8 protein-coding genes are annotated in these 12,629 nt (G+C 41.5%); 3 read left to right on the top strand and 5 right to left on the bottom strand.

The features are described from left to right. Nucleotides 1-127: 127 nt before the first annotated feature. The 5 genes from H6G59_RS15535 to H6G59_RS15555 form a co-directional block, all read right to left on the bottom strand. Complete coding sequence (locus tag H6G59_RS15535; RefSeq protein ID WP_190715884.1) at nucleotides 128-1,531, bottom strand: ferredoxin:protochlorophyllide reductase (ATP-dependent) subunit N; 1,404 nt, start codon at nucleotides 1,529-1,531, stop codon at nucleotides 128-130. Nucleotides 1,532-1,647: 116 nt separating this feature from the next. Next, complete coding sequence (locus tag H6G59_RS15540) at nucleotides 1,648-2,415, bottom strand: DUF5331 domain-containing protein (protein ID WP_190715886.1); 768 nt, start codon at nucleotides 2,413-2,415, stop codon at nucleotides 1,648-1,650. Nucleotides 2,416-2,445: 30 nt separating this feature from the next. Next, nucleotides 2,446-3,312, bottom strand: a complete 867-nt coding sequence (gene bchL, locus H6G59_RS15545) for a ferredoxin:protochlorophyllide reductase (ATP-dependent) iron-sulfur ATP-binding protein (RefSeq protein WP_071191546.1) — start codon at nucleotides 3,310-3,312, stop codon at nucleotides 2,446-2,448. A 789-nt stretch (nucleotides 3,313-4,101) separates the two neighbouring features. Next, complete coding sequence (locus tag H6G59_RS15550; RefSeq protein WP_190715887.1) at nucleotides 4,102-4,344, bottom strand: TIGR02450 family Trp-rich protein; 243 nt, start codon at nucleotides 4,342-4,344, stop codon at nucleotides 4,102-4,104. Nucleotides 4,345-4,643: 299 nt separating this feature from the next. Next, complete coding sequence (locus H6G59_RS15555) at nucleotides 4,644-5,015, bottom strand: hypothetical protein (RefSeq protein ID WP_190715889.1); 372 nt, start codon at nucleotides 5,013-5,015, stop codon at nucleotides 4,644-4,646. 367 nt (nucleotides 5,016-5,382) lie between these two features. Between H6G59_RS15555 and clpB the strand changes: the two genes are divergently transcribed. From clpB to H6G59_RS15570, 3 genes are all read left to right on the top strand, one after another. After that, a complete protein-coding gene (gene clpB / locus H6G59_RS15560; RefSeq protein ID WP_190715891.1) occupies nucleotides 5,383-8,001 on the top strand; it encodes an ATP-dependent chaperone ClpB in 2,619 nt (872 codons plus the stop codon). 447 nt (nucleotides 8,002-8,448) lie between these two features. Then, complete coding sequence (locus H6G59_RS15565) at nucleotides 8,449-8,673, top strand: Nif11-like leader peptide family natural product precursor (RefSeq protein WP_190715893.1); 225 nt, start codon at nucleotides 8,449-8,451, stop codon at nucleotides 8,671-8,673. Between the two features lie 375 nt (nucleotides 8,674-9,048). Further along, entirely contained in the window at nucleotides 9,049-12,504 is a 3,456-nt protein-coding gene (locus H6G59_RS15570) for a choice-of-anchor I family protein (RefSeq protein ID WP_190715895.1), read from the top strand. Nucleotides 12,505-12,629 lie beyond the last annotated feature (125 nt).

The raw sequence follows: 12,629 nt of genomic DNA on the forward strand, positions 1-12,629 counted from the left end.
TAATCAAATATTTTAAAATTTTAATCATTCACCATATCTCATCTTCCTCTCCGCGCCTCTGCGTCTCTGCGTGAGAAAACAAAAAAAAGGACGAACTAAAAAGCTCGTCCTTAAAATTACCAAAAACCTAAATCTTCGCTTCCTCTCTCACCAACTTATCCCAACCCAAATCCTTCAAATTATTATTCCTTCTTAAAGGACGAGTTACCAACTCCAAAACATCACGCGTATTACCAAAACCGTGAATTTGAGCAAAGGTAAACTCCACAGACCACTTAGTATTAATACCCCGTGCTTCTAATGGGTTAGCATGAGCCATACCAGTAATTACCAAATCAGGTTTCAACTCATAAATACGTTGCAGTTGATTGTAATTATCAGGCTTCTCAACAATCGTTGGTAAAGGTGAATTCATTTCCTGACAAGTCTTTTCTAACAAAGCCAACTCAGCAGCTTGATAGCGTTTATCCATGTAAGGAATACCGATTTCTTGAACAGTCATTCCGCAACGAATTAAAAACCGCGCCATAGAAATTTCCAACAGGTTATCACCCATCAAAAACACCGATTTACCGCGAATTAATTTCACATAATCTTCCACACCAGCCCAAATTTGCGCTTCCCGTTCATCTAAACCCTGGGGAGTAATTCCAAACACAGAGCAGATTTTTTCAATCCAAGCGCGAGTTCCGTCAGGACCAATGGGGAATGGTGCGCCTATGAGTTTACACTTGCGGCGACGCATTAAAGTTGTAGCGGTGCGGCTGAGGAAAGGATTCACACCAGCGACATAATACCCTTCTTCGATAACAGGTAATTCTGTAAACCGTTTTGCAGGTAGCCAACCAGAAACCTTGATACCTTGTCTTTTCAGTTCTAGGGTTAATTGGGTAACTACGGGGTCGGGTAAAGAACCAAACAGCACCAAAGGAGGATGATCTACATACTCAGATTCATCTTGGGCGATGTCTTCTTTTTTTCTACCGAAATTCATCAACTTCTGAATGGCGTTACGCTCGCCTTTTTCAGTTTCCGATACGGTCGCCTTATCAGGACAACGATGAGCCATAGCGGCTAACACAGTGTCCTCTCCTTGGGTAAATGCGTAGTCGAGGCCGTTAGCACGAGCGACAACAATAGGAATACCCAAATCAGCTTCTAACTTAGGTGCTAAACCTTCCAAATCGGTTTTAATAATTTCTGTGGTGCAAGTACCAATCCAGACAATTACACTAGGATTGCGATCGCGCTTTATTTGCTCACACAACCGTTTTAATTCTTCATAATCATTCAACTGTGCGGAAATATCCCCTTCTTCCAACTCTGCCATTGCATAGCGGGGTTCAGCAAAAATCATCACTCCCATCGCATTTTGCAGGAAGTAACCGCAGGTTTTTGTGCCAATTACCAAAAAGAAGCTATCTTCGATTTTTTGATATAACCACGCAACGCAGCTAATAGGGCAAAAAGTGTGATAATTTCCGGTTTCACATTCAAAATTTAAAGCTTCTGGCTGTTGTGCGACAGTCATATTAATATTCTCCCCTTAATTTTTAAAGCTTGTAAGCCAGTGAACAGTTATCAGTTATCAGTTATTAACCTGTTTCCTGATAACTGTTGCCTGTTTACTAATAACTGTTCACTGATTTAAGAATTGGGGAACAGACGAGCCATTTCTGATTCATCAAAAACCTCAGATGGCAGTTCTTCCCCCAACAGGTCGTTATTTTCACCCTCTTCCAGGGATGTTTCATCACCCCAGACATCAGATAACACGTCTCTAAAGGCACTTTCATCAGGTGGATTTAGATCATCGCTGTCTTCGATGAGAGTCATGGAATCAAAGGAAATGTCACCAAACGCATCCTCAGCTTCTAAACTGGATGTTGGTTCGGACTCCTCTGAGAGATTGTTGCTAGATGAGTACATATCATCTAAGCCTTCTTCATTTTCTAGTGACTCATCTTCTACCCAAGATTCTTCAGTGTCCTCTACGATTGTGAACTCTTGAGAAATCGCCACCTCCCCAAAACCATTGAGATTATCCTCTTCTAATGGTTCTTCCTCGGCGGTATCGTCAGTAGCCACAGCTGACCCATTTGAGTAAAACGGTGGTTCTACTGTGGGACTGAAGCGATTACCAAGCACGATATCGGGGTCAAAATTCAACTCCAGTACTTCAATCAGAGTGTCAGCGTCTGGATTTAGCTTGGCAAAAGGAAGCATTAACTGAGCTAGTTTGGGTTCTAGCGCATTGACTACTCCCAGGATGAGGTAAGAAGATGGTCGCTTTCCTCCATCAGGGGTGTAAACCGATTCCACCGCCATTTGCAGGGTAATCCAATCACGATTAACTTGAAAGAATTGCAACCACTTTTGTTTGAGCGTGTCCGTAAAATTATCAAAGAAAGCCATATAATCCTCCATCCTGAGAGGTAAAATGTTTTATACAATCATCAAGTCTAATTCCTCTTCTGCATTAGTGGCTTGTGGTTTACTCGGATTTAGATAAAAATCTGACAACAAAGAGAAAAGTTCTCTGTCTGGTGCATCGTTAGGAACGACACCTTCGGGACGGGCTAATATTTGGTCAGCTATGCTCAGGTAATAGTCGCAAACGTACTCCAGTGAAGGATCTGACTCTGCCATTTCAAACAGAGTTTTACCTTTGACGCGGGAAACACGGATATCTTCAATTAGAGGTAATACTTCTAAAACTGGCATTGGTACTGCTTCAATGTATTTTTCAATCAAGTCGCGCTTGACAGTACGATTACCGATTAACCCAGCTAAACGCAGTGGGTGAGTCCGTGCTTTCTCGCGGACTGAAGCGGCAATGCGGTTGGCAGCAAATAAAGCGTCAAAGCCATTATCAGTAACAATCAGGCAGTAGTCTGCGTAGTTTAGAGGTGCTGCAAACCCGCCACACACAACGTCACCGAGAACGTCAAATAAAATTACATCGTACTCATCAAAGGCATTTAATTCTTTGAGTAGTTTTACAGTTTCACCTACTACATATCCACCACAACCTGCACCAGCTGGTGGTCCACCTGCCTCTACGCAATCAACCCCACCATAGCCTTTGTAAATTACATCTTCAGGCCAGACATCTTCGTAGTGATAGTCCTTTTCTTGCAGGGTGTCGATAATGGTGGGAATCAAAAACCCGGTCAGTGTGAAGGTGCTGTCGTGTTTTGGGTCACAGCCAATTTGCAGTACTTTTTTACCACGTTTGGCTAGCGCCACTGAGATGTTGCAGCTAGTTGTCGATTTGCCGATTCCACCTTTTCCGTAAACTGCTAGTTTCACTTTTGTTTGCCTCTTATAGTTTCTTTTCAAACTCTTGGCTCAAACATTGGCGCTTCACCTAGCTTGGTTCGGCAATGTGTGAGGTCTGTGAGTGTCATTATTCTGCAAATTAACTAGAAATGAAAGGGTCTGATAATCTGTAATTTAGTTTAAATAAGAGTATTAAAGATATAAATTAAGTTTTTATAGTAATTTCACTCTAAAAAATCTATAAAGATTATTTTTTTCTTTAAAAACAATTTTTTAAATCTTTTTTGTATAAAAATAGTTACAAAAGACAAAAAATAATTGTCGCTGTTTAATAATGGGTTGCATAGGATTTACTTATGGTTTAGACACTTGATTAGCCAGCAGATAGGCGGTCTGTAAATCAGAAGAGAAGTCTTGTCAGTCCTCTGGTGGGAATAGCCATTTCAACTTTGGCTAGAAGATATTTGGGGAATTTTGGGTAAAATCTTCAAGACAATCTGATAGAGTTTGATGAGCGATGTTTACGGCTGACTACATCTGAGAATTTTTACTTGTAAATAATTATTAAAGTTGAAAATATCTGTTGTTAAATCAAGGAAATTATGACATTCATAAATTTATTGTATAAATATTAATTTTCATTAATAGCGTAAGTATTCAGGATAGAGAATACATAAGTCAAGAGAATAAAGGCTTTCCGAGTCAACTTTGATGATTTTGAGAAAATATAACTTCTCTCTATTCCTGATTTCATCAGCATTCTGAACCGATAGCGCAGCGTGGCGTAAGCCATAGGTCTGCGAAGCGTCGCCTGAATTCTTACTTAATAGCTTTGATTTCTTGCAATGTTTGCCAGCCAGCGTGCCACTGAGAATTATCTTGTAATAATTTAGCATTGAGCCAAAAGCGAACTTGAGGGTCACAAGCAGCAACCATTTCCGCATATACCCATTTACCCTGATTTTTCCGATTAACAACTTGAAAATGTCGCCAACCATCAACTTTTTGCTGTGCTGTCCATTTGGAACCAAGTAAATAAGGAAATTTCTGTTTTTTAGGCATTTTTTCAGTTAATTCAGTGAACAGGAACAAAAGTATCTAATACCCCTAAGCTAATGCGCCTTTAAGTTGCATAATCCCTAGCCTCAGAAAGACACGGAGATGCAATTTGAATGATTATTAGCTTACCTAGGGACTTGCAAATCAAAAATATCCCAATCCCTAGGGGACGCTACGCGAACGGTTTTAATTTTTAATGTTTAATTTTTATTTTGATATAGCAACGGACAAGGCGTTTAGGACATCACCTAATGCTAAAACTTAGACAATAAAAGGCTTATAGCACTGTCACCTGTCACCTGCTATATCAAGTCAGCGTTACGGTTAAAAGTCTGACAATTTAATTTTCCATCTTCTTGAATACATAGAGAAAAGTATCGAATCTGCCGCCAACAGCCGTAAATATTGTTAATAATTTTGCGCTTTTTCTTGGAAAGGCGTTGACGGACGATTTCATTAGGACAAAGTATTTCTAAAGTACCTATACCATCTTTATCATCGACAACACGAAACAAGCAGTCTTGTAACATAGCACGGGTACTGCTGTCAAAAAAGCGCTTAAATCGCTGAAGCTTTTCGCCTTCAGTCATTTTGCTAACGGGATTCATTGTAGTAAATAAATCCTCATTTTCTATGTCGAAGTCATCATCATCAAAGTCGTAGGGGTTAATCATCTTCAGTATTCACTAAGTACCTTGGCATAATTAAATATAAAACTTCGTTTCTTTTCCTTTCCCCTACCAGGGGGTAGGCTTTGACTCTCTCTTAGCTAAGTAGGGTGAAATAACCAAAATGTGTGAATAAAAGTAAATAAGGCTCAAACCCTTTTCCCTTTGCTCCCTGCTCCCTGCTCCCCTGCCTTGCCACAACGATAATTATTCACACCAACCTACTTACCGGGGTAAAATTTCCCGCTATAAAACTCAGTTTGTTGATAACACTACTTTATCAGGATGTGAAGACCGATCCTGGTAAGGGCTTGGGTGTTTTTACAATGACGATATTAGAGACTGCCGCTGGAGTAGTTTATCAAAAAAGCCTATGCAACCTACTAATCCTAACCAATTTACAGAAAAAGCCTGGGAAGCGATCGCTCATACCCCTGATGTCGTCAAGCAATACCAGCAACAGCAGCTAGAAAGTGAACACCTGATGAAAGCGCTGTTGGAACAAGATGGACTAACTACCCCAATTTTAACTAAAGCAGGTGTCAACCTCCAAAAACTGCGCGATCGCACCGACCAATTTATTTTACGTCAGCCCAAAGTATCAGGTAGCAGCACTTCTGTATACTTAGGGAAAAGCTTAGATACACTGTTAGATAGGGCTGATGCATATCGTAAAGAATTTAAAGACGAGTATATTTCCGTCGAACACTTATTGCTAGGTTACGCCAAAGATGACCGCTTTGGCAAAAGTCTATTCCAAGAATTTGGCTTAGAAGAAAGCAAATTAAAGAATATCATTAAACAAATTCGGGGGAGTCAAAAAGTGACAGATCAAAGTCCAGAAGGGAAATATCAATCACTGGAAAAATATGGGCGTGACTTGACAGATGCAGCACGCAAAGGTCAATTAGATCCAGTAATTGGGCGTGATGATGAAATTCGCCGTACCATCCAAATTCTCTCCCGTCGGACTAAAAATAACCCTGTTTTAATTGGTGAACCTGGTGTTGGTAAAACAGCCATTGCCGAAGGTTTAGCACAGCGGATAGTAGCTGGTGATGTTCCTCAATCTCTTAAAGATAGGACATTAATTAGTTTAGATATGGGGGCTTTAATTGCCGGAGCAAAATTTCGAGGTGAATTTGAAGAACGCCTGAAAGCAGTATTAAAAGAAGTTACCGATTCGGGTGGGAATATAGTTTTATTTATCGACGAAATTCATACCGTTGTCGGTGCAGGTGCAACCCAAGGCGCAATGGATGCGGGAAACTTGTTAAAACCGATGTTAGCGCGGGGAGAATTGCGTTGTATTGGGGCGACAACTTTGGATGAATATCGTAAGCACATCGAAAAAGATGCAGCTTTAGAAAGACGCTTCCAACAAGTTTATGTAGATCAACCCACTGTAGAAGATACAGTTTCGATTCTGCGCGGTTTGCGAGAACGCTATGAAAACCACCACGGGGTAAAGATTTCTGATAGTGCGTTGGTTGCAGCTGCCACATTATCGAGTCGTTATATAAGCGATCGCTTTTTACCAGACAAAGCCATCGACTTAGTAGACGAAGCCGCAGCTAGGCTGAAAATGGAGATTACCTCCAAACCCGAAGAACTTGACGAAATCGACCGCAAGATTTTACAACTGGAAATGGAAAAACTTTCCTTGCAAAAAGAAAGTGATGCCGCTTCCAGAGAACGCCTAGAAAGATTAGAAAAAGAAATTGCAGACCTCAAAGAAGAACAAAGAACTTTGAGTACACAATGGCAATCGGAAAAAAGCATTATCGACAAAATTCAATCTGTGAAAAAAGAGATTGAAAAAGTTAATCTAGAAATCCAGCAAGCAAAAAGAGAGTATGACCTTAACCGCGCTGCTAAGTTGGAATACGGCGATTTAACAGATTTGCATCGTAAATTAGAAGATGCAGAAACTGAACTAGCAAACACTCAAGGAACTGGTAAATCTTTATTGCGAGAAGAAGTTACCGAATCTGATATCGCCGAAATTATTTCTAAGTGGACAGGAATTCCCATCAGCAAATTGGTAGAATCAGAAAAAGAAAAACTGCTGCAATTAGAAGATGAACTCCACCGCCGGGTTATCGGCCAATCTGAAGCAGTAACAGCCGTAGCAGATGCAATTCAACGTTCTCGCGCCGGACTTTCTGATCCTAATCGTCCCATAGCTAGTTTTATTTTCCTCGGTCCCACCGGTGTAGGTAAAACTGAATTAGCCAAAGCCCTAGCTGCATATATGTTCGACACTGAAGAAGCTTTGGTGCGGATAGATATGTCAGAATATATGGAGAAACACACCGTTTCCCGGTTAATTGGTGCGCCTCCTGGATATGTGGGTTATGAAGAAGGGGGACAATTAACGGAAGCAATTCGTCGTCGTCCTTACGCTGTGATTCTTTTCGATGAAATTGAAAAAGCCCACCCCGATGTATTTAATGTCTTTCTGCAAATTCTGGATGATGGTCGCGTCACCGATGCCCAAGGGCGGACAGTAGACTTTAAAAATAGCATTATTATCATGACTAGTAACATCGGTTCCCAGTACATTCTCGATGTGTCTGGTGACGATTCCCGTTATGATGAAATGCGTCATCGAGTCATGGAAGCGATGCGAAGTAGCTTCCGTCCTGAGTTTCTCAACCGAGTTGATGAATTTATTATCTTCCACAGTTTGCAAAAATTGGAATTACGGCAAATTGTCCAATTGCAAGTAGAAAGACTCAGAGAAAGATTAATCGACAGAAAAATGTCCCTGCGACTCTCAGGAGCGGCACTTGACTTTTTGGCAGAAGTAGGGTATGATCCTGTTTTCGGAGCTAGACCACTGAAACGTGCGATTCAGCGAGAATTAGAAACGCAAATTGCCAAAGCTATTTTACGCGGTGAATTCCACGACGGTGATACAATTTTTGTTGATGTTCAAAACGAACGTCTTGCTTTTAGTCGCTTACCCGTTGAAGTTTTTACCAGCTAAATAAATCAAATTTATCAACCCGGTTGCTTTAAGCCATCGGGTTTGTTAAAATCTTCGACAAATTAAAATTTTTTAAGTCTTGTGTTTAAGTCTTGCTGGCGATTCACAGGAAATTACGATAAGTACCTCGGCAAAATTAATGTAAGTATTCAGGATAGAGAATTCTCTAAGTCAGGAGAATAAAGACTTTTCGAGTCAAATTTAATGATTTTGATAAAATCTTGCTTCTCTCTATTCTTTATTTCATAAGCATTCTGAACCAAAGGTCTGCGAAGCGTCTCCTGAATTCTTACAAATTAATTAGACATTTTTCCAAAAAATAGAAATCCCTGGAATCTTGTTCTGTTTCCTGTTCCCCGTTCCCTTTCCAAAAGGTACAATTTATTTGGCACGACTACTTAAATCAATCTATTTTTGACTATTAATAAAATTGCAAACATTTGAACTATGTCCTTAGAACAAGTTGAAAGCTTTTATGAGATGTTGAGTTCACAGCCAGAAATTTATAGACAATACCAAAATAACTGCTGTCAGGAAGGATTTTTTAGTAGTTGTCATTGGGATACCAAAAAAATTGTCAATTTTGCCGCAACTCTTGGCTACAACTTTACGGAAGGTGAATTAGAGGAATTATTTTTTGCAAGTGAACCGATGAAACTAATTAGGAATTAGGACTTACGCTAATTAATTGTTTGTAGTGAGGTTTTTAGACTTGAAAGTAGGTCTAAAGCCCCAACTACAAACGTAAGTATTTAGGATAGACAATACTCCAAGTCAGGAGAATAAAGACTTTTCGAGTCAAATTTAATGATTTTGATAAAATCTTGCTTCTCTCTATTCTTCATTTCATAAGCATTCTGAACCAAAGGTCTGCGAAGCGTCTCCTGAATTCTGTTCGATAAAAATTTAATTAAACTTGTCTTAACCTATTAACTAGTTGTTTCTTAAAACTATAGCTATAAATTCCTAGAAGCCTTTATCAATAAATAGATAAACAGCAGATTTTACCTCTTGCTGTTTAAAACAGCTTTTCAGGAGAATTTATTTATGGCACTCGCAGCAGGAAACATCGCATTTGTTGGTTTTAATGCGGATGGAAATGACGATTTTGCTTTTGTGGCAATCGTTGATATTAATGCAGGGGAAAGCATTACCTTTGAGGATAATGAATGGGACGGTTCTGCCTTTAATACAGGTGAAGGTAGATTTACTTGGACAGCTACTTCTCCAGTGACAGCAGGTACTATTGTTAGTATTAGTAGCACGAGTTTAACCTCTAAATCTGCAAGTACAGGCACACTCTCTACAGGCACAATTGCCCTTGGTAATAGTGACGAATCGATTTACGCCTATCAAGGATCTGCGGCTACGCCAACATTTATCACCGCGATTTCTAGCAATGCTTTTAGTAATGCTGCAACTGGTACTCTAACAAACACGGGACTAACGGCTGGGGTAAATGCCCTGGCATTATCTGGTAGTATTGATGTTGCGGAATACAATGGTTCCCGTAGTGGACAAGCAAACTTTGCTTCATATCTCTCGCTGATTAATAATCCCGCTAACTGGCAAACACAGGACGGTGCCGGCAACCAAAGTAATGATGGTACTGCCCCTGATGTACCTTTTAGTTCAGCAGCATTTGCGATCGGCACAGTTACACAACCCACAGTTAACTTATCTGTAAGTTCTAACGTTGGTACAGAAGCAGGTACAACAGTAATCACAGTCACAGCCACAGCCTCTAGTGCCGTTTCTGGCAACCAGACTGTTAACTTGGGAGTATCGGGAACTGGTATTACTGCCAGCGATTACTACCTCAGCAATACCACAATTACTATTCCCAACGGACAAACTGCTGGTTCTGTCTCCTTCATTGTTGCTGATGATGCTGTAGTTGAAGCCACAGAAACTGCCACTTTAACGATTAGTACACCCTCTGCTGGTATTAGTTTAGGTGCTACGACTTCCCAAAACATTACGATTACCAACAACGACTCCAGCTTTTTAACGAAAGTTGGCGGCATCACCAGTGTTAATGGTGCCGAAATACCCGCCTTTGATCCAGGAAGCGATCGTCTATTTGTCGTTGCTGGCAATACCGTCGAATTTTATACCGTTAGCAATACAGGTTCTCTGGCTGCGGCTGGTAGTTTGACTCCCGGAATCACTCCTCCTGCTGGTACTGCATTAATTCCCAACAGCGTAGCAGTGAAAAATGGTGTTGCAGCTGTTGCTTATGCCATCCAAAACACCACAACCAACGCCCAAGAAACTGGTAAGGTCGCCTTTTTCAATGCCGCAGATGGCAGCTTTATTAGTGCAGTCGATGTGGGTGCATTGCCTGATATGCTCACTTTTACACCCGATGGCACGAAGGTATTGGTAGCCAACGAAGGTGAACCCAACAGCTACGGACAGGCAAATTCTGTTGATCCAGAAGGTTCTGTTAGCATTATTGATATTTCGGGTGGTGTTGTCGGTGCAACAGTGCAAACTGCCACTTTCACCAGTTTTAACAGTCAGATTGCATCGCTCAAAGCTGCTGGTGTGAGAATTACCGGACCTGGTGCTACAGTTGCCCAGGATGTGGAACCAGAATACATAGCAGTAGATCCAGATGGTTTAACCGCACGGATTACCCTGCAAGAAAACAATGCGATCGCCATTCTGGATATTGCCACTGCCACAATCACCCAAATTCTGCCCCTTGGGAGCAAAGATCACAGTCTTCCTGGTAATGGCATAGATGCCAGCGATCAGGATGGTGGCATCAACATTCGCAACGTGCCTGTGTTTGGATTATATCAACCAGATGCGATCGCTAGTTTCACAGTTAACGGACAAACCTACTACATCACTGCTAACGAAGGTGATTCCCGCAACTACACAGGATTTAACGAGGAAATCCGTGTTGGTAATGCCAGCTATGTTTTAGATCCAACTGTTTTCCCCAATGCTACAACCCTGAAGCAAAACGCCAACCTGGGAAGATTGCAACTAACCAACGCCACAGGGGACACCGACGGAGACGGAGATATTGATCGAATTGAAGCATTTGGGGCGCGTTCCTTTTCCATTTGGAATGCTAACGGTACTCAGGTCTTTGATAGTGGCGACCAACTCGAACAAATCACAGCTACGCAAGTCCCAACCTTATTTAACTCCGATGGTCAAGCTGCCACCTTTGACAGCCGTAGCGACAACAAAGGGCCAGAACCGGAAGGCGTTGTAATTGGAGTCATCAACGATCGCACCTATGCCTTTATCGGTCTAGAACGTACAGGAGATGTGATTGTCTATGATGTCAGCAATCCTAACCAACCACAATTTATACAGTACATCAATACACCAGAAGATGTTGCACCCGAAGGACTGACCTTTATCTCCGCAGCAGACAGTCCCACAGGCAAACCCCTTTTAGTCATCGCCAACGAAGTTAGCAAAACCGTTGCGGTATTTGAAGTTAACCCACCAGTCAGCATCCGTGATATTCAAGGCGCTGGACATACTTCCCCACTAGTAGGGCAAAATGTTAACGGTGTCGCAGGTATTGTCACTACCGTGGCTAATAACGGGTTCTATTTCCAAGACCCCAATCCAGACAATGACGACCGAACCAGCGAAGCTATTTTCGTCTTCACCTCATCAGCACCAACCGTACAAGTAGGCGACTCAATCACAGTCAGTGGAACAGTAACAGAATTCCGTCCGGGTGGCGCTGGCGGTACTAACAACTTAACTATCACAGAGATTACTAGCCCTTCAATTACCGTACTTTCCAATGGCAATTCCTTACCAGCTGCCATAGTTTTAGGTAATGGAGGTCGGGCAATTCCTACCACAGTCATTGATAACGATAGTAATGGTCAGGTAGGAAACGGTACATTTGACCCAGACCAAGACGGGATAGACTTCTATGAAAGTCTTGAAGGAATGCGGGTACAGATTAATAATCCTGTGACAGTTAGCCCAACCAATCAATTTGGGGAAATTTGGGTATTGGCTGATGATGGGGTAAATGCCACCGGTAGGACAGCCCGTGGTGGTGTGGGGATTAGTCAAGGTGACTTTAATCCAGAACGTATCCAAATTGACGATACTCTCACTGGTGGAACTTCTCCCAATGTCAGTGTAGGAGCGCAGCTAGGCACTATCGTCGGGGTAGTAGACTATAGCTTCGGCAACTATGAAATATTGCCAACTACTGCACCTACTGTAGTTACACCAAGCACTCTGACTAAAGAGGTCACAAACCTCACTCCTACAGCTAATCAACTGACAATTGCCACCTTTAACGTCGAAAATCTTGATCCTGGTGATGGTGCAACTAAGTTTAATAATTTAGCTAATCGCATTGTCAATAATTTGAAATCACCAGACATTATCACTCTAGAAGAAATTCAGGATAATAACGGCCCTACCAACGACAGCGTAGTTGATGCCAGTACAACATACCAGACTTTAATTAATGCCATTGCTGCGGCTGGTGGCCCCACATAGGGAGCAACGCGATTTTGTGAGGTAGGGCAAAAAAAGTGCGATCGCCAAGTTAAAAACAGGCATCACTAAAAAATCTTTACCGTACAAAAAAATGATTTTACACATAACAAATAAATAATATTACT

The sequence above is a fragment of the Anabaena lutea FACHB-196 genome (genome assembly GCF_014698305.1).
In the GTDB taxonomy this organism is placed as follows: domain Bacteria; phylum Cyanobacteriota; class Cyanobacteriia; order Cyanobacteriales; family Nostocaceae; genus Anabaena; species Anabaena lutea.